The sequence below is a fragment of the Sneathiella limimaris genome, from assembly GCF_012932565.1.
Lineage (GTDB): Bacteria > Pseudomonadota > Alphaproteobacteria > Sneathiellales > Sneathiellaceae > Sneathiella > Sneathiella limimaris.
The window spans coordinates 2,146,272-2,164,960 of record NZ_JABBYJ010000001.1 but is presented as its reverse complement, the minus strand read 5'-3'; the positions used below and the strand labels follow the sequence as shown (position 1 = coordinate 2,164,960).

Annotated in this window: 21 protein-coding genes; 5 read left to right on the top strand and 16 right to left on the bottom strand. The window is 48.5% G+C overall.

Annotation, left to right across the window (positions count from 1 at the left end; all coding sequences use genetic code 11):
* The first annotated feature begins 4 nt into the window (after positions 1-4).
* Entirely contained in the window at positions 5-985 is a 981-nt protein-coding gene (locus HH301_RS10520) for a hypothetical protein (protein ID WP_169568860.1), read from the top strand.
* Between the two features lie 13 nt (positions 986-998).
* On the opposite strand, the gene HH301_RS10515 is transcribed toward HH301_RS10520, so the two are convergent.
* A complete protein-coding gene (locus HH301_RS10515) occupies positions 999-1,844 on the bottom strand; it encodes a squalene/phytoene synthase family protein (RefSeq protein WP_169568859.1) in 846 nt (281 codons plus the stop codon).
* A 197-nt stretch (positions 1,845-2,041) separates the two neighbouring features.
* On the opposite strand from HH301_RS10515, the gene HH301_RS10510 reads away from it, so the two are divergent.
* Complete coding sequence (locus tag HH301_RS10510) at positions 2,042-2,635, top strand: superoxide dismutase (protein WP_169568858.1); 594 nt, start codon at positions 2,042-2,044, stop codon at positions 2,633-2,635.
* 67 nt (positions 2,636-2,702) lie between these two features.
* Here HH301_RS10510 and HH301_RS10505 read toward each other — a convergent pair whose 3' ends face one another.
* From HH301_RS10505 to yajC, 4 genes are read right to left on the bottom strand one after another with little or no spacing between them, the layout of a single operon-like run.
* Positions 2,703-3,080, bottom strand: coding sequence for an Mth938-like domain-containing protein (locus HH301_RS10505; protein ID WP_169568857.1), 378 nt, complete (start codon positions 3,078-3,080; stop codon positions 2,703-2,705).
* 31 nt (positions 3,081-3,111) lie between these two features.
* Entirely contained in the window at positions 3,112-4,071 is a 960-nt protein-coding gene (gene secF, locus HH301_RS10500; protein ID WP_169568856.1) for a protein translocase subunit SecF, read from the bottom strand.
* Between the two features lie 12 nt (positions 4,072-4,083).
* Positions 4,084-5,661 carry a protein translocase subunit SecD gene (gene secD / locus HH301_RS10495; RefSeq protein WP_169568855.1) on the bottom strand — a complete coding sequence of 526 codons (1,578 nt, stop codon included), beginning with the start codon at positions 5,659-5,661 and terminating at the stop codon, positions 4,084-4,086.
* 10 nt (positions 5,662-5,671) lie between these two features.
* Positions 5,672-6,022 carry a preprotein translocase subunit YajC gene (gene yajC, locus HH301_RS10490; protein WP_169568854.1) on the bottom strand — a complete coding sequence of 117 codons (351 nt, stop codon included), beginning with the start codon at positions 6,020-6,022 and terminating at the stop codon, positions 5,672-5,674.
* Positions 6,023-6,277: 255 nt separating this feature from the next.
* On the opposite strand from yajC, the gene HH301_RS10485 reads away from it, so the two are divergent.
* The gene (locus HH301_RS10485) at positions 6,278-7,135 is read left to right on the top strand and encodes an ATP-binding protein (RefSeq protein ID WP_169568853.1); all 858 of its coding nucleotides are present in this window, start codon (positions 6,278-6,280) and stop codon (positions 7,133-7,135) included.
* A 36-nt stretch (positions 7,136-7,171) separates the two neighbouring features.
* Here the strand turns inward: HH301_RS10485 and HH301_RS10480 are convergent, their stop codons facing one another.
* The 9 genes from HH301_RS10480 to HH301_RS10440 form a co-directional block, all read right to left on the bottom strand.
* Positions 7,172-8,458, bottom strand: coding sequence for a peptidoglycan DD-metalloendopeptidase family protein (locus tag HH301_RS10480; protein WP_169568852.1), 1,287 nt, complete (start codon positions 8,456-8,458; stop codon positions 7,172-7,174).
* A gap of 73 nt (positions 8,459-8,531) precedes the next feature.
* Positions 8,532-9,179 (bottom strand): protein-L-isoaspartate(D-aspartate) O-methyltransferase, encoded by a 648-nt coding sequence (locus HH301_RS10475; protein ID WP_169568851.1) that lies wholly within the window; start codon positions 9,177-9,179, stop codon positions 8,532-8,534.
* 26 nt (positions 9,180-9,205) lie between these two features.
* A complete protein-coding gene (gene surE / locus HH301_RS10470; RefSeq protein WP_169568850.1) occupies positions 9,206-9,961 on the bottom strand; it encodes a 5'/3'-nucleotidase SurE in 756 nt (251 codons plus the stop codon).
* A 25-nt stretch (positions 9,962-9,986) separates the two neighbouring features.
* A complete protein-coding gene (gene serS, locus HH301_RS10465; protein ID WP_169568849.1) occupies positions 9,987-11,261 on the bottom strand; it encodes a serine--tRNA ligase in 1,275 nt (424 codons plus the stop codon).
* Positions 11,262-11,410: 149 nt separating this feature from the next.
* Complete coding sequence (gene tatC / locus HH301_RS10460; RefSeq protein ID WP_169568848.1) at positions 11,411-12,286, bottom strand: twin-arginine translocase subunit TatC; 876 nt, start codon at positions 12,284-12,286, stop codon at positions 11,411-11,413.
* 2 nt (positions 12,287-12,288) lie between these two features.
* Positions 12,289-12,756, bottom strand: coding sequence for a Sec-independent protein translocase protein TatB (gene tatB, locus HH301_RS10455; RefSeq protein WP_169568847.1), 468 nt, complete (start codon positions 12,754-12,756; stop codon positions 12,289-12,291).
* A gap of 48 nt (positions 12,757-12,804) precedes the next feature.
* Positions 12,805-13,029: a twin-arginine translocase TatA/TatE family subunit gene (gene tatA / locus HH301_RS10450; RefSeq protein ID WP_169568846.1), complete on the bottom strand. Its 225-nt coding sequence runs from the start codon at positions 13,027-13,029 to the stop codon at positions 12,805-12,807.
* Positions 13,030-13,218: 189 nt separating this feature from the next.
* Positions 13,219-14,259 carry an ABC transporter ATP-binding protein gene (locus HH301_RS10445; RefSeq protein ID WP_169568845.1) on the bottom strand — a complete coding sequence of 347 codons (1,041 nt, stop codon included), beginning with the start codon at positions 14,257-14,259 and terminating at the stop codon, positions 13,219-13,221.
* Positions 14,260-14,262: 3 nt separating this feature from the next.
* Positions 14,263-15,840 carry an ABC transporter permease gene (locus HH301_RS10440; RefSeq protein WP_420821185.1) on the bottom strand — a complete coding sequence of 526 codons (1,578 nt, stop codon included), beginning with the start codon at positions 15,838-15,840 and terminating at the stop codon, positions 14,263-14,265.
* A 315-nt stretch (positions 15,841-16,155) separates the two neighbouring features.
* On the opposite strand from HH301_RS10440, the gene HH301_RS10435 reads away from it, so the two are divergent.
* Positions 16,156-16,710 (top strand): helix-turn-helix domain-containing protein, encoded by a 555-nt coding sequence (locus HH301_RS10435; RefSeq protein ID WP_169568843.1) that lies wholly within the window; start codon positions 16,156-16,158, stop codon positions 16,708-16,710.
* Positions 16,711-16,722: 12 nt separating this feature from the next.
* A complete protein-coding gene (locus tag HH301_RS10430; RefSeq protein ID WP_169568842.1) occupies positions 16,723-17,250 on the top strand; it encodes a GNAT family N-acetyltransferase in 528 nt (175 codons plus the stop codon).
* Here the strand turns inward: HH301_RS10430 and scpB are convergent, their stop codons facing one another.
* Together scpB and HH301_RS10420 are read right to left on the bottom strand one after the other, a co-directional pair.
* Positions 17,251-17,853 (bottom strand): SMC-Scp complex subunit ScpB, encoded by a 603-nt coding sequence (gene scpB, locus HH301_RS10425; protein WP_169568841.1) that lies wholly within the window; start codon positions 17,851-17,853, stop codon positions 17,251-17,253. It lies immediately after the preceding gene.
* Complete coding sequence (locus HH301_RS10420; RefSeq protein WP_169568840.1) at positions 17,850-18,662, bottom strand: segregation and condensation protein A; 813 nt, start codon at positions 18,660-18,662, stop codon at positions 17,850-17,852. The genes scpB and HH301_RS10420 overlap by 4 nt, the downstream gene beginning before the upstream one ends.
* Positions 18,663-18,689: the final 27 nt, after the last annotated feature.

Here is an 18,689-nt window from a genome sequence, read left to right as displayed (position 1 = left end):
CCAGATGGCAGAAGCAGAAAAAACAGACGTTATGGACAAAGATAAAGGTGCGGGGGAACTCAGCACGAGCACGCATTTTGCCTTCAAACACAAGATCTTCGAAGTCCCCGGCGCTCATTTCAAACTGACCAATGACAATCGGGAACCCTCTCTGTTTGTTCGCTTAGGTGATATGGTGGGGGCAGTTCCTGTCCGCTCCATCTGTCAGGAGTTTGGCATTGATAAAGACAGCTCAGATGGTGAGCTTCTTAAAATTGTCAGCAATTCTCTGAAATTCGTAAAAGAAATCCATCCAAACGACTCTATTCCCACAGAAATCCTGGATGGGACCGCGTCCTGGAGCATTGAAGAAAAACACCGGAATATTGCGCGTGGTCGTATTACCATGCAGCTTGTATCCTGGTTGTCTGGAAGCGAAGAAATTATTACCAACTCTGGTGAGTTGGAAGCCATCGCTGCCGACCCTGAAACCAAGCAAAAAGTTCAAGACGCCTTCAAGGAAATTGCCAATAAACTCGGCATTACCAAGGATGACGTTGTGGCCAAGGTTGATGATGTAATTCGGGAACTTTCCTATATTGAAGCTCTCCGGGACCATTATTCCCAAATCAAACGGATTGGCATCAATGTGGACAGGCTCCAAACTGTTTATCGGCGAGACAGAGGGATGATGGACGACCTCAGCCGTATCAATGCGCTGATTAAGCCTGTTATTGCTGATTTTGATCGCAAGTTCGATGAAATGGACGCCCAAACTTGTGAGGTTCTGACGGTTCTCAAAAACTTTGACCCAACGATCGAATATATCCGCAAGACACGTGATGATTTGCATCAGAAGTTCATGATCTGGGATGAAATGATTGACGGCTGGAGAGACCTTGAGCCTGAGGAAAATACGGGTGTCGAGAAACAACTCAAGCACACCTATCGCTTCCTTGCCCAGAACTTCATGCAAGGCCAAACCTGGCGCCTTGGTAATATGTAGCAGCTTCAGCCGCTCAGCCAAACTGCCGGTAAGAAAATAGCGCGATAATTTTCCGAAGACTACCAGGATTTAGCCCCGGATCCGCTGGCTCATAACCCGCTTTGACGAGCCGTTTCAGGTAAATGCTGGTAAGTGCATTACAATAAACCGCTGGTTTGATCTCTTTGGAAATGTCGAAACACAAATCTAGGGCTTCGTTATATTCCTTGGCGGCCAGATCGCAGACTTCCTCCACGATCTTTTTAAAGGACCAGACATGTTCCTTTTTAAACAGATTGACTGGATCCAAACTGTGCCGCTCAATCAAATTTGTCGGAAGCAGGATCAGATCGTTTTGGGCATGAAATGGGATCGCCCGCAATATTCCCGACAAAGCATAAGCCCGACCACTTCGGACCACAGCTTCAACCTCATTTGAACCCCCGCTGCCACCGAGCGCATTGTAAATGAGATGGTGAAGGTTTCCGCCTGTTGCGTCGGCATAGACTATCAACTCTCCTTCACTCGCAATAGGGGCCGGATCCAGATCTCGGCTCCGCATATCAATCATTTCCTGCATCAGGTGAAAATCAATAGGCGAAACCCTATTCAGTTCAGCCAAGGCCTGGACCACCGGATGCGCCCTCACCTGCCCTTTCTGAATTTCCTCAAGCGCTTCTCGCCACCATTGCAGGCGGATATCCCCGAGCATGGGCTCAGACACAGTCTCTCGAACTCTGGCAATCTCTGAATTAAAAGCCAGTAGGGTCATCACCTGATCCCGCTTGGAAGGATCTGTAAACAGACATCCCAACCAACGATCATAGTCATACTGTTTTACGTCGTTGGATATTTCCGGCAGTAGCCCTTCGGTTCCCAAACCTAGCTCCTTGAAACTTAAACTTACCGATCGCCTGGTCTTCTAGTGAAAAGCGACCTTAGAATAATTAAAAAATGTGATTAGATAGCCTGTTTTTTGTCATTCATCACTGGTATAAGCAACTGGATTACATATCTAATGTGATAACGATATAATCACAACAGCATAGAACTGTTACTAACTGGCAAGAGGATAATATGGCTTACGAACTACCAGAGCTACCATATGCAAAAACAGCATTGGCTCCGCACATCTCCGAGGAAACACTGAATTTCCATCATGGCAAACATCACAACACCTATGTTGTAAACCTCAACAACCTGCTTGATGGAGATAGCAGCAAGTCTCTGGAAGAGTTGATGAAAGAAACCGCTGGTGACGCATCCAAGGCTGGTATCTTCAACAACGCCGCCCAGGTTTGGAACCACACATTCTACTGGAATTCCATGTCACCAAATGGTGGCGGTGCTCCAACTGGTGCCATTGCCGACAAAATCAACGAAGATTTCGGATCTTACGAAAAATTTGCTGAAGAATTTAAAACTGCTGGCGCGACTCAGTTCGGTTCAGGCTGGGCTTGGCTGGTTCTCGATGGTGGCAAGCTGAAAGTCACAAAAACACCAAACGCAGAATGCCCACTGACAGATGGTGCAACACCACTGATCACAATGGACGTTTGGGAACACGCATATTACCTGGATTTCCAGAACCGCCGCCCTGACTACATGGGTGCTTTCCTGGAACACCTGATTAACTGGGATTTTGCAAACGAGAATTTGGCTAAAGCCTAATTCAAGTATTGCACCCACAAAGAAAGGCGCTTGAACAAAGCGCCTTTTTTATTGGCCAGCGACTAGATTAAGCTGCTATCAATGCCGCAGCAACGCGCCGTTTCTCTAAAAGAAGTACATTGTAAGTCCGTGCGGCAGCACCACTATCCATGCTATCCACAGTAATGCCACTTGCCCGTAATTTGGTGCGAACCGCTTCATCCACATAAGCCATGGAAGCGCCGCACCCAATCAATAAAATCTCAACAGATGGTTCAGCGTCCAGGATCGGTTGCAGGGCTTCTATCGTGAGATCTTCAAGGCTATTGAGATCCCATTCCATGGTTTCATCCGGCAATATCAAAACATTGCCTTCATACCGCACGCCGCTGACCCGAAAGCCACCATCACCATAAGAATTAATAAGTTGCTGTCCCTCATCCGGGAGGCCGGAAATATCCTGCATGTCTTGCTCCTTTGAGGATGAGGGTAGTTAATTACTGCTCGCTGTCAATCGCATCATCAGTAGAAGGTTTGAAACCATCTTCTTCTTCATTGTGGTGCGTCAAACCAATTTGCAAGAGGATTGGAGCTGCCACAAAAATGGAAGAATAGGTACCTACAATCACACCGAAAATCATCGCTGTCGCGAAGCCACGAATGACCTCTCCACCAAAAATGAAGAGCGCGACAAGGGCCAGTAAAGTGGTCAACGAGGTAATAACCGTACGGGATAGTGTTTCATTGATGGAAAGATCCAGCAAATCCTTCACTTCCATCTTCTTATAACGGCGGAAGTTTTCCCGAATGCGATCATATACCACAACAGTATCATTGATGGAGTAACCGACAATCGTTAGAATAGCCGCAACAGATGCCAGATTAAATTCAATCCCGGTGATAGTGAACATACCGATCGTCAGAATGACGTCATGGACTAGGGCCGCAATCGCGCCAACCGAATAATGCCACTCAAAGCGTAACCAGATATAAATCAGGATCGCAATCACGGCGACCAGGACCGCCTCAATCGCAGTCTGAACCAATTCCGCAGAGACAGTTGGCCCCACAAACTCAATCCGGCGATAAGAGATATCATCACCATAATCAGCAGCCAATTGAGCCTTTACTGCATCCACAGCTATTTTCTGGGCTTCATTGCCCCCTTCCTGTCGCTGTACCCGGATCAGAATATCATCAGAGGCACCGAAGGTTTGCAAGGAAACTTGACCGAGGCCTAAGCTGCCTAGCGAGCTTCTCATATCTGAGAGCACTGGAGGTTCATCCAGTTTAATCTCAATCATAATGCCGCCTTCAAAATCAATGCCCTTATTCAGTCCTGGACCAAAGAACATGACAGCCGACAACAGGATCAGCAGCCCAGAAGCAATAAAGCTAATGAACCGAAACTTCAAAAATGGAAGGTGAAGACTATCAGGAATAAGTTTTAACTGCATGGGTTCCTCTCCTTAAGCCTTCAGTGTTTGTGGCCGCGTTTTTAGCGCCCAGAATGTGATAATCATGCGCGACAGCAGGATCGCTGTGAACATGGAGCAGATAATGCCAATTCCCAATGTAACAGCGAACCCCTTAACCGGGCCGGAGCCCATGACGAAGAGGATCGTGGCTGCAATACCAGTTGTCACGTTGGCGTCCACAATTGTTGTAAAGGCGCGCTTATACCCACTTTCAATCGCGTTCGACGGGGTTTTCCCGTTTCGGCTTTCTTCCCTGATCCGTTCAAAGATCAGCACGTTAGCATCCACGGCCATACCAATAGTCAAAATGATACCGGCGATCCCTGGCAAGGTGAGGGTTGCACCCAATACCGACAAAAGAGCCATGATCAGGAATATATTTGCAGCCAGCGCAATATTGGCGACCAGTCCGAACAAGCCGTAGGTCACAATCATGAAGACGGCAACAGCTATAAGCCCTATGATACCGGCAATTTCACCAGCAGCGATCGAGTCAGCTCCCAGATCAGGTCCGACAGAGCGTTGTTCCAGGATTTTCAAAGGAGCTGGGAGTGCACCTGCACGGAGCAACAAAGCAAGATCTTGCGCGCCCTGCACATTGAAGCCACCCGTGATAATCGCCTGCCCACCCAGGATCGGCTCATTAATCCGCGGGGCACTAATCACCTTGCCATCCAGAACAATAGCAAAAGGCTTTCCAACATTATCAGTTGTCACACGGGCAAACTGTTTGCCACCCAGTCCATCAAAACGAATGCTGACAACCGGTTGTCCCTGACTAAAGGTCGCTTGTGCATCCTCCAGATTTTCACCAGAGACCATGACGCGATTTTTTATGACATAATGTCTTCCCTCCTCATTGAGAGAAGGTAGCTTCTTAGAGCCTGGAGGTGCATTGCCGTCAGCCGATGTCAGATCCACAAGATGGAACGTCATCTGCGCTGTTTGACCGATCAGATCAATAATACGCTGAGGATTACCGACACCAGGAAGCTGAACAAGGATCCGGTCTGCACCCTGGCGCTGAATGGTTGGTTCGTTAATCCCGGTCTCATTAACCCTGCGGCCAATAATTTCAATCGACTGCTCGACAACCGCACTGATGCGATCGGTGTAAGCCTGCTCACTTGGTTGGATGGAGCCAACAGAGCCATCATCATTCAGTTCAATCAGATGGCTTTGCTGGCCATTCGACAGTATAGAAGAAATAGACCGAAGGGCCTCATAAGCCGCATCTCTCTCTTCTGGCTTACGAAGAGAAAAAGTGACTTTATCGCCGGTGACCTTCAGATTGCGGTAGCCTATCCGGACACCATCGTTTCGGAAATTGTTCCGAACCTGATCCAAAAGGCTGTCCAAAACTTTAGCTCTTACATCATCTGTATCCACCTGCATCAGCAGATGTGAGCCTCCCTGTAGGTCCAACCCCAAAGTAATTTGCTTACTGGGTGCCCATTCCGGCAGCCCTTCCAAAGCGGATTTGGGAACAAAATTCGGGATTGTATAGGCAATGCCCAATAGGCAGACAATAACTACCAGGGCTGCCTTCCATTTAGGGAAGCTGAGCATGAACTAACCGTTATTTCTTTTTGAACAAACCTGACAAACCGCCTGATGATTTTTCACCATCAGCTTTGGGAGCAGATGTCGTATCAGCGGGTTCAGTTTTTCCGCGAACTTCAGAGATGGTGGATTTCACAACATCGATCCGAACCTCTGGGGCAATTTCAACCTGAACAATGTTGTCTTCCCGTACTTTAATCACCTTACCGAGAATACCACCAGAGGTCACAATGTTGTCTCCGCGACGCACGGCTTCAATCATGGCACGATGCTCTTTAACTTTTTTCTGTTGAGGACGGATCAACAGAAAATAGAACACAACACCGATCAGGATAAGTGGCATCAATTGCACGAGTTCCTGGCTCATTCCATAATTCCTTAACTTACGCTTTTCTTTAAGCTCGTTTCTATTCAGATCAGCTCCTGGACAGCTGGTCCAAAACACTGAAAAACTCGAAGGACTGTTATAGTAGACCTATGCTTCAATGCAAGCAGCAATCTGTTATTGACCAGCCCCAAAACCCTGCAATCACATAAAATCCGGTAGGCTTGTTCTTTTCACTGGGATTTTGTGATCAAGTCTTTAGATTGGGGTGCATCTTTAAACTTTCAATCTAATCTCATGAGCAAAAAAGAAATTCTCAAACAGCTGACGCGAATTGCAGACAGTCTGGAGCGGATTGCACCAACAGAAAGAGACGCACCGGATCTTTCGAAAGGTAACGCTTTTATCTGGGATGCAGAGAAAAACTCTCTTCGTCCCATTGCCGCAGTCAACCATGTCGACATGGGTATGCTAAAAGGTATTGACCAGGTCCGTGATATTCTAATCGACAATACAACCCGTTTTGCTAAAGGGTATCCGGCCAACAACGCCTTGCTATGGGGCGCCCGCGGAATGGGCAAAAGCTCTCTCGTCAAAGCTGCCCATGCCCTTGTCAATGCCGAGGAAAAGAACTCATTGGTACTGGTTGAAATCCATCGCGAGGATATTCCCTCATTACCCGAGCTCTTACTGACCCTTCAAAAATCAGACCGGAATATCATCCTCTTTTGTGATGATCTGTCTTTTGATGGTGATGATGATACCTATAAGTCTCTGAAGACAGTTCTGGACGGTGGACTGGAAGGACGGCCCAAAAACGTTATTTTCTACGCCACGTCCAACAGACGGCATCTTATGCGTCGGGATATGATTGAAAATGAACGATCAACAGCTGTTATGCCTTCCGAAGCGATTGAGGAAAAAGTCTCCCTCTCTGACCGTTTTGGCCTCTGGCTGGGTTTCCACAGCTGTTCTCAGGATGAATATCTGGAAATGATTCGGGGATATATTGCCCACTACAATATCCCTATTGACGACGATCAGATGGTCAAGGAAGCCATTGAGTGGATGCGCACGCGCGGATCCCGTTCCGGTCGCGTTGCCTGGCAATATATTCAGGATTTAGCTGGTCGAACAGAAACCCGTCTGGATTAAGATCAGACATCAACCAGTTTCAGACAATTAAGAGTATTAGCGGGACGCCAGAAGTGTTTTAGGGTTTTTGGCGGCCCCATTTTTACGGATTTCGAAATGTAGTTGCGGGATCTGGACATCGCCTGTGGCGCCTGCCGTTCCAATGACTTCACCCTTTTGGATCCGCTGCCCCTTGTAGACAGACATGGTTGCCAAATGGCCATAGGTGGTCACATACCCATCGGCATGGGAAATCAGGACCAGATTTCCAAAGGAGCGCATCTCATTTCCAACATAGGATACCACTCCATTTTCAGCCGCACGAATTTCTGTACCTGGCTGCAGACGGATATTAATCCCGTCATTATGAAATCCACTTGCTTTGCGGCCATAACCTGAAATCACATCGCCTTTCGCTGGCCAGCTGAACCGTCCTCCCTCACGGGATGGAGGGCTTTTAATAGTATATCTTGCCTTCGGCACTGGAGGCATCTCAGCCGCAGGAATTTCTGTTCCGATAACCGGTTTTGAAACAGGCGTATCTGTCACAACTTCAGGCGCAATGGACGCCACCTGAACTGGTTTATCTTGCGCATCAAGTTTCTGTACCTGACTAACAGTCTTAGGAGCTGCAATACCCTGTGATGCAACCGGTTTTGTGCCGGTAACAGGTGAGGTTTTTATCGGGCCTGGCGCTGACATACTCTTGACTGCTACTGATTTTCGAGGGACTGGAAGCGATTTGCTCGCCACATCTCCTACCTCATTTACTGGACGCGATGAGGTCGGCGTCGAAGATACAGCCCACGCAGCCTTACCGACCGCAGCAACACGCGTTTGCTGATCAACATTCTGAGGAATGCTCAACGATGTTCCCGGTGTTAAGGCATAAGGCGCCTGAAGGAAGTTGAAATGTGCAAGTTCACTCATTTCAACATTATACACTCTCGAAATGGCATAGAGTGTTTCCCCAGATTTGACCCGATGTAACCGAAAATCTGGAACTTTGATCAATTGACCAGGATGAATGAGATAAGGTGGCTCACTCCCATTCAGCGCAACAACAGCTGAAAATGGAACGCGATGGCGTTTTGCAATTAGTGTCAAACTGTCGCCAGACTGAACTGTGACATGCCGATACGCAATATTATCGTAATAACTGGGAGCGCGTGCATTTACCAAAGTGGAAGGAGAGCTTGCAACACGCGTCTGCACGGATTGCGGCTGACTCAAGTTACGACTATCCGCCTTCTGCAAATACCGGTCATAAACACAACCGGAGAGGTTTGCAGCTACGAGGGTCAGCAGCCCAAGCTTGGTCAGCTTATTAAGATTCCTTGCCATCATAGGTTTTAATTTAATCACAAAATCCAGCGAATCGCAAGGAAATTAACCATTTCGCAGATATAGTAGTATCTTAAGTTTCGACCGCAAGCCCTTGAACTAAAGGCACGAATCTGACCGGGATTAACTCTTCTTCAGCGATCATCCCATGGTGGTCTTTGGTGATCCGCAAAATCGTTTGATCCCCCTGATCCGGTCCAACCGGAATGATCATTGTGCCATTGTCACCCAGCTGATCAACGAGCGGTGCGGGAACATCTTCAGCCGCTGCGGTAACAATAATATGGCTGAACGGAGCTTGCTCCACCCACCCTTTATAACCATCGCCCAGTTTACTGGTGATATTGGAGATTTTTAGTTTCTCAAAAATCTCCAACGCCTTTAAATGAAGGCTGCGATATCGCTCTATGGAATAAACGCGGCGAAAAAGCTTGGAAAGAATAGCCGCCTGGTAGCCGGATCCCGTTCCGATTTCCAGCACTTTCGCTCTGGGATCTGGATGCAGCATCTGCGTCATATAGGCCACAATGTAAGGCTGACTGATTGTCTGACCACTGCTGATAGGAAGAGCAATATTCTCATACGCCCGATCACGAAACGTTGGCGGCACAAATGCTTCCCTTGGAACCCTCTCAATGGCCGAGAGGACAGCCGTATCGGTGATCCCCATCCGCCGGAGCTCCATCAAAAGACGGATCTTTTGTGCCGCATTTTCGTTCACATCTACTCTCTAACCCGGCCCTACCCTCAGGCCAGCGTCTGCTTTAATTTGTCCAGCAAAGGATCTGCTGTCAGATTAAGGTTCAAAGGGGTCACAGAAACCTCTCCGCGAGCGACCGCGTGCAGGTCATCCCCCTCACCTGGAGTCCCAACGGAAGGCCGATATCCCAACCAGAAATATTCACGCCCTCGGGCATCAACCCTTGCATCAATCAAAAGATTGGACAGGTCCCGTTTTCCCTGCCGTGTAACTGCTACACCAGTTACCTGATCAGCGGGAACTGGCGGGAAGTTGATATTCATGAGGGTTCCATCCCCCCACTCAAAGCCAAGCAACTTATTGATAATTTCAACTGCTTTTGTCTCTGCCGTTTCCCAGTAAATCTCATCCGCATCCATAATACACTGGCTAAGCGCAATGGATCTGACACCCAGCAAAGTCCCTTCACTGGCGGCAGCAACTGTGCCCGAATAAAGAACGTCTTCACCCAGGTTTCCGCCGCGGTTTACCCCCGAAAGGATCAGGTCAGGCGGATTGTCTTTGAATATATGATTGAGCGCCATCATCACGCAATCAGTCGGAGTACCTTCAACAGCATATTCCGTTTCAGAATGCTTGATAATGCGGATCGGATCATGCAGCGTCAGCGAGCGCGAAGCACCGCTTTGCTCTTTAGCCGGGGCAACGATAATCACATCGTCTGAAAGCGCGTTTGCTATGCGTTTCAGAACTTCCATACCCGGTGCATCAAAACCGTCGTCATTACTCAATAATATTCTCAAAGTGACACCTAAACCTTTCTTGTTCTTAATTGGCTTCAATTTTTGTCAGACCACCCATGTAGGGCTGCAAAGCTTCCGGGATCAGAATAGATCCGTCTTCCTGCTGATAATTTTCCATAATCGCAATCAAAGTCCGCCCGACAGCGAGACCAGATCCGTTCAGGGTATGAACGAACCGAGTTCCCTTGCCTTCTTCAGGACGGAAACGCGCTTTCATGCGGCGGGCTTGGAAATCACCGCAGACAGAACAGCTTGAAATTTCACGATAGGTGTTCTGACCAGGCAGCCACACCTCAATGTCGTAGGTTTTACGGGCACCAAAACCGGTATCCCCACTACACAGAACTACAACCCTATATGCCAATCCCAATCGCTTCAGAATACCCTCTGCGCAGGCTGTCATCCGCTCATGCTCTTCCGCAGATTGTTCAGGCGTTGTGATCGAGACCATTTCCACTTTAGCAAACTGGTGTTGGCGCAGCATACCCGCTGTATCTTTACCCGCAGATCCTGCCTCTGATCGGAAACAAAGGGTATGAGCCGTAAAGCGCATAGGCAATTCCGCTTCCCCAACAATGCTGTCACTGACTAGATTTGTCAGCGGCACCTCAGCCGTTGGGATCAGATAGCTTCCTGTATCCAGTTTATAGAGATCTTCCTCAAATTTCGGCAGTTGGCTTGTTCCGTAAAGAGCCTGGTTGCGGACAATCACAGGCGGGGATACTTCCAAATATCCATTTTCCTGCGTGTGCACATCAATCATAAAGGCAGCCAAGGCACGCTCCAACCGAGCGAGCGGCCCTTTATTCACAACAAAACGACTGCCAGAGAGTTTGGCAGCTGTTTCAAAATCCATAAAGCCAAGATCTGCTCCAAGTTCATAATGCTCTTTGGGTGTGAAGGAAAAACTTGGGATCTCACCAACTTTGCGGAGCTCTACATTCTGGTCTTCGTCGTCCCCTTCTGGAACGTCATCCTTAAGGATATTCGGAATGCCGGAGAGAAGTGCATCCATCTCCTCCCCCATCTCGCGATCCTTCGCTTCCATTTCCTGGACAGCAGATTTCAGGCTGGCGACCTCTTTAATGAGTGCATCCGCATCTTCGCCTGCGGATTTAGCCTTGCCAATGGCTTTGGCAGCTTCATTCCGCCGCGCCTGGTTCGTCTGCAAATCAGTTTTGAGCTGCCGATGGCTCTCATCCATCTCCAGAACTTTGGATGATAGTGGCTCCAGCCCACGTCGGGCCAGTGCAGCATCAAACGCCTCGGGGTTTTCGCGAATCCATCGTAAATCTAGCATGTGTCAGCCGGTCTTCAATTTGAAATCAGGTTGGAATGTTTTGTATAAGCGTCTGGCTTTCCTTCGTCCAGTCGCAACTTGGACAGACCAAAGGGAATTCCTGCAGAAACTCAAGACTGTTGCAGAAATTCCATGACCTATTCGTCAGGTCAGTCCTCTTCCAGTTCAGCTTCCCGTTGAGCCCGTTTTTTCTCAACCATTTTCACACTTACGATCGAAATCGCATAGAGAATGATGATCGGAACCGCGAGCGTAATCTGTGAAAGCGGATCAGGAGGTGTCAAAATAGCCGCCGCTATGAAGGCGAAAACAACAGCATATTTAAACTTCTTTTTCAGGCCTTCCGACGAAACAATTCCAACTCGACCTAACAGGGTCAAAAGAACTGGCAACTGAAAGCAGAGACCAAAGGCAAAAATGAGCTTCATGGAAAGGCTCAGATATTCACTTACCCTAGTTTCCGCCTGAATAGGAAGTGACATGGGTGCCGAAGGTGTTGGCAAATACGCCATAACTGCCGGATAAGCCTCAGTGATGGCAGCGTAAGCCTTTGCATACATAGAGCTGTCACCAGAACTCTCAAAGCCAAGCAAGAAATTCCAGGCAAGTGGCATTACAAATTCATAAGCCAGTGCACCGCCCATAAAAAACAGGACAGGCGTCACTACCAAAAATGGCAGAAACGCTTTCTTTTCATGCTTATAAAGACCCGGTGCCACAAAGGCCCAAATCTGTGTCGCGATGATAGGAAAAGAGACAAACAGCGCCACAAAAAAGGCGATCTTGATATAGGTGAAGAAGGCCTCATGCAGTCCCGTATAAATCATACGGCGTCCTGCCACATCATCCCCAAGGGCATCTACAAGTGGGCGGACAAGGAACCTAAAGAGCTCCTCACTGACCAAATAACAAAAAATGAATGTGATGAGCAACGTGATAACCGAATAAACAAGCCGGTTACGAAACTCAACAATATGCTCCATTAACGGCGCTTTACTGTCATCTAGCTCGTTATCTGCAGTCATTCTCAGGAAACTTTACTGTCTGAAGGGGCAGATACTTTTTCGGCATCCGTCTCTTTATCGTAATTGATTTCAGAAACTGGGGTGATCCCAATTTTTGGTTGAGGCTTTTCAACATCTTCTGAGGAAGTTGAAGATGATGCTGCACCAGATGTTTCGTTAGACGGTGTGTCTTCACGGATATCAGGTTTTACATCCTCAAAAGCTTTTGAGAAATCGCCGGTCGGATCAACCGCATCCTCAACCTGTTTCTTGATGTTAAACTGATCTCCGCTCACGGTCTTTTTCAGATCATCAAGCTCCGCTTCGCGAGCGAGATCATCAATACCAGATTGAAACTCCCGGGCGAAACCCTTGATTTTCCGCACGTATTTGCCCACTGCGGCTATCGCACCCGGTAAATCCTTTGGGCCGATAACCAGCACAGCAATAATGGCGACGAACACCATTTCCGACCAGCCAATATCAAACATGGCTCACCCTTCAATCCTCACTCGAAGAAAATTAACTGCCGCTAGGGCTTACCCTTGAGCAGCCTTGTCTTTTTCATCGGCAGATTGGTTTGCAGAAGCGGCGTCCTTAATTTCTTTAGGCTCAGAAGACGCATTATCCTCGTCGTTCATTCCCTTCTTGAAATTCTTAATACCTTTTGCCAAATCTCCAGCAACGCGAGGCAGTTTACCGGCTCCGAAGATGATGAGCACAATGACGAGGATCAAAATAATCTGCCAAGGACCAATACTCATAATTAAAACTCCTTGCTTCCTTCCCATGAAGCAATTTGAAAATAAATCTACGCCAGGACGTCCAGCCCGATACTTCTAAAAGCTCAAGCGACCTGACAGTCTCCCATACCCCTATATAACCATGAAACGCCAAAGATACGACAGTTATTTTATCTGATTTTTTGGAAAGAACGGGTTTTTGCCGACCGATCAGTTCTCAAAAAGAAAAACTTGCCGCCGATCAAGCGTAATCGACAGGGTTTCACCGACCTCCGGCTGAAGTACACTGGCAGCTCGTGCTGTCACAAGACGCCCAGAAGGCAATTCCAAATCGATCAGACAATAAGGCCCTAGATTTCGCACAAATATAGCCTTACCAGGAACTTCGCCCTCATCTCTCAAAGGTTGCAAACGGATAGCTTCCGGCCTGACAAGCACTTCACACTCACCGATAGCTAGACTTGCCTGAGGATGGGCAACCTGCCCGAGTTCCGTTTCCAAAATTCCGTCAACGGCACGGGCCGGAACTTTATTGACCCTTCCCAGAAATGACGCAACAAATTCATTAACCGGTGAACTGTATAGTTCCGCAGGGGTACCTTGCTGGATAATCTGCCCATCTTTCATCAGAACGATCTTATCGGCCATCCGCATGGCTTCTTCGGGATCATGGGTAACCATCAAAACGGTCGTACCTGTTTCTTTCAATAGCCGGAATGTATTTTCCCTCACCTGATCTTTCAGAACAGTATCAAGCCCTGAAAAGGGCTCATCCATCAAAACAAGATGAGGATTGGGTGCCAAAGCGCGGGCCAGCGCCACCCGCTGCTGTTCCCCACCCGATAGCATATGCGGGTATTTATCTGCATAATTCGCAAGGCCAACCTGCTCTAAAGCGGCGAGCGAAACCCTCTTGCGTGATGATTTCCCCAGATCATCAAGTCCAAATGCCACATTATCAGCAACAGTCAAATGCGGAAACAAAGCATAGTCCTGGAAAACCAGACCAACGCGCCGATCTTCCGGTTCCACAAAGCGCCCCTCACCCGCAACCAGGTGCCCGCGGATCAGGATATTACCCTTCACCGGGCTCTCAAGACCGGCGACCATTCGTAGTGTCGTCGATTTCCCACAACCGGATGGCCCTAAAAGACACAGGATTTCTCCATCCTTCATTTCCAGTCGCTCAATTTGCAGAGAGAAGCTCTCACTGAGCCGGTGATGTATGTTGGATAACAAAAGATGCGTCATAAACTACTCACCGATTACGTCTTTCTGTCCTGGGCGCGCTTTTCCAATTGCCCGGCTGAGAATAATGACAGGAACAATACCGGCCAAGACAATTGCAATGGAAGGCCCTGCTGCTTCCGCAAGGCGCTCATCTGCTGCAAGTTCATATGCCCTTACAGCCAGCGTTTCAAACCCAAAGGGTCGCATGATTAAGGTTGCTGGCAATTCCTTTAATACATCCACAAACACCATTAAAAGCGCCGTCAACAAACTTCCGGAAATGATAGGTATATGAACCCGCCAGAGCTGCGAGAGCCCGGTTACGCCCATAACGGTTGCCGCCTGTTCCATACTGGGGGTGATTTTCTCGACGCTGGCTTCCACGGTTCCCAAGGACACTGCAAGAAACCGGACCAAATAGGCAAACATCAAGGCAAACAAGGTTCCGCTTAACAGAAGACCCGTTGATATTCCAAACAACTGCCGCGCCCATTGATCAATACTGTTATCCAGAAATCCAAATGGAATCATAATCCCAACTGCTAGAACTGGGCCCGGGATCGCATAACCCATTGCGGCCACTCTTAAACTTAGGGATCTTAGACCCGACCCGTGTCGCTTTTGACCACTGCGTTTGGCATAAACAAGGAAAAGCGCCACCAACAAAGCCACAAAACTTGCTCCCGCTGCGACACCGATGCTACTGGTCAGCAAATCCGGAAATTCGTCATTCAAAACTGTTTCGGGGTAAAGAAAGCTTTTATTGAGAAGCCACCCTACTGGAAGCAAAAATCCAAGAAAAATGGGCAGGAAACAGGCCAAAAATGCCCAAATAGCCTTTGAACCTTTCAGCGGAACCCGTCGGATTGTTTGATATTTACTACCGGTATGATGATATTTGCGACGCCCCCGGTTGTAGCGCTCCAGAATAACCAGCGTAAAAACAAACACCATCAGCAGCGCTGCCAGCTGCGCAGCAGCAGCTGGCTCACCTAAGCCTAGCCAGGTTCGGTAAATTCCGGTCGTAAAAGTATCTACTGCAAAATACTGAACCGTTCCAAAGTCACTCAAGGTCTCCATCAAGGCAAGTGCTAGGCCCGCCACAATCGCAGGTCTGGCCAACGGCAAAGCAATTTCGAAAAAGACCCGAAATGGCTTACGCCCAAGTGTGCGGCCCACTTCAAGGGCTGCAATTGATTGTTCAAGAAAGGCTGCCCTGCTCACCAAAAATACGTAAGGATAAAGCACAAGCCCCAACATCAAGGCCGCACCGCCTACAGATCTAATATGAGGAAACCAGTAATCGTTTCGGGACCAACCAAATAATTCCCTTAAAAAGGTTTGAACTGGCCCGGCAAAGTCGAACATGCCTGTGTAGGTATAGGCGATAATGTAGGCTGGCATTGCGAGGGGCAGAAAGAGAGCCCATGAAAAAATGCGACTTCCTGGAAACTGATACATGGTGACCAGCCATGCCGTTGGAACCCCAATAGACAGAACCAAAACTGTCACACAAACCAGTAGAATGAGTGTATTCAGCAGATAAGTGGCCAGGACTGTATTGACGAGATGGGCCCACACGTCCCACGCAGGAACGAACATGAAACCCGCGACAACGAGCACAGGCGTCGCAACAATGGCAGCGACCAACAGGGACAACAAAGACAACGTCCCACCCAAGTACTTCTTTCGGTTTCTTGAAACCGGTGGGCTATTTTCTATGGACGCGGCAGTTGTCAAATTGGCGGACCTCTCCCTGAAACTTGAAGCCATTGAATAATCGCAGCAACGTTTGAAGTAAATGATAATTATTTGCAGTCAAGCAATCACGTCTAAAATTTCCCGCTTGACTATTCTCATATTTGGAATAATTTCCCAAATTAGAAACAAGTCAAAACCTCTAGGGCAGACACAATCATGCAGGAAGATTTAGGCTCGAGACTGGCAAAACGGCTAAAAAGCTTACGCGCAGAGAAAAGCTGGTCGCTGGAACAGTTAGCCCAGGAAACAGGCATCAGCCGGGCAACCCTCTCGCGTATGGAAAATAGTGAGGTTAGCCCCACAACTGATATCCTCAGTAAACTCTGTGCGGCTTATGGTCTCACCCTCTCAAGACTGCTCTCCATGGTCGAAGACAGCTTTACCGCCAAAGTTTCAGCCTCAGATCAACCTGAATGGCGAGATAGGGAAAAGGGATTCTATCGTCTATCTGTATCGCCCCCTTCACAGTCGCTGAAAGCAGAGCTTCTAAAATGCCGAATTGAAGCGGGGCAAGTCATCGCATATGACAAACCAAGCCTGCCAGGCCTTGAACATCACCTCCATCTGCTGGACGGCTCCCTGTCCGTCACCGTAGACGAAATTTCCTACACCCTGAATGCTGGTGATAGCCTCAGATATCACAGTTTTGGCCCCACCCGCTTTGAAACCCCTGCTGGCTCCGCAGCCACATATATTCTTGCTCTTGTATAAAGGCTTCGATCCATGACGAATTTGGAAATTAAAGAATTAAACGCCGACAGCCTTCCCGATTTCGTGGCGGATCTATCTGGTTGCTTGAAAGCCTGTGTCGAAGCAGGCGCGAATGTAAATTTCATTTTGCCGTTCAGCCTGCAAGAGGCAGAAGCCTACTGGATAGAAAACGCCCTACCAGCTCTTCAAAGGAATGAAAGAGACTGTTGGATAGCCCTACAAGATGGCAAACTTGCCGGGACCGTTCAGTTAATCAAGAAACTCACCCCTAACCAAATCCATCGTGCAGAAGTGACCAAACTGCTGGTCCATCCAAACTACAGAAGGCTCGGTATCGCGGATAAGCTGATGCGGGTTCTGATTGAGCGAGCAAACTCGATGGGCAAAAACCTGGTTACACTGGATACTGTTACCGACAGTCCGGCACAGCGCCTCTACGAAGGACATGGGTTTCAGCTAGCAGGAATTATACCTGGGTTTGCCAAAGAGCCTGATACAGACAAACTGGTTCCCACCAGCTACATGTACCTTAACCTTTGATCAGTCCTCTTCTTCCTCAGGATCGAGCTCAGTAGCGGCTTCAACTCCAGGGATGTCATCAAACAGCCCACTCGGCTCCATATTCAACAGGCCGCTCGCCTTCATCTCGTCAAAACCGGGAAGATCACGGACATCATCAAGGCCAAAATGGATCAGGAATTCCTCCGTCGTGCCATAGGTCACAGGACGACCTGGCGTTCTTCTGCGTCCACGCGGACGGATCCAACCAGCATCAAACAGGATATCCATCACACCTCGACTAAGACCTACGCCGCGGATTTCTTCAATCTCCGCACGGGTGATCGGTTGGTGATAGGCGATAATAGAGAGGGTTTCCAGCGCTGCGCGGCTCAGTTTCCGCTCCGTTTCCTTTTCATCCTGTAACAGCCAGGCAAGATCTGGAGCGGTTAAAAAGGTCCATTTCCCGGCAAGTTGGATCAGGTTCACCCCTTTATGCTCATAGGCTTTCACCAGATACTTTAGGATTTCCGGCACTTCCGCATCATCGGGAAGGCGCGCTGCTAAAGAAACCTCATCAAGCGGCTCTTTTGCGGCAAATAACAACGCCTCTACCATCCGGACATGTTCGGGATTTACGCTCATTCCTCTTCCTTCCGGGTATGGGACCGTATCTGAATAGGACCAAAAGTTTCTGACTGACGCAACTCCAGCTCCCCTTCCTTAACCAACTGCAGACTAGCAAGAAGAGTTGAGGCTTCCGCAGAGCGTCTGGTAAAGGGATCTTTCAGGTTCTCTGGCAAATAGGACCATAGATCCATCCAGTCTGGCATTTTGCCCAGCATATTCTCCAGCCGCTCCAGCGCTGCTTCAACGGAGTAAACCGCTTCACGCATCAGCCGTAGTGGGTTGCGGATCCCTTTGCGCTCCTGATGCTGTGCATAAGCCTGCAGCAACTCGCGAAGGCTGCAATCATATTTGGAATGGCGGATAACCTTAACCCCTTCTGGCCGGCCGCGACGCAATCGATCACGCCCCGTCATCATGCCACCTGTGAGCTGTTCTGCTGCCTTTCTCATGGCTTCCAGCTTTTTCAATTGAAAGGCAAGTCGCTCCGCCATTTCCTGACCGGAAGGTCCTTCATCTGTTTCTTCAGGGGGCAGCAACAGTCGGGATTTCAAAAAAGCCAGCCAGGCTGCCATGACAAGGTAATCTGCTGCAATTTCAAGACGAAGTTTGCGGGCTTCCTCAATAAAAGCCAGATATTGCTCGGCCAGTTGCAAAATTGAGATCTTAAGCAGATCCACTTTTTGGTCACGGGCTAGTGCCAATAGGATATCGAGGGGACCTTCATACCCTTCCAGATCCACAACAAGGGCATAATCAACAGGAACTGGACGTTCATCCTGTTCAAACGTTTCCGATTTTTCAAAAAGGCCTTTGGACTTGTCCATCGGTCTTCTGCTCCCCTGTTTTCAATG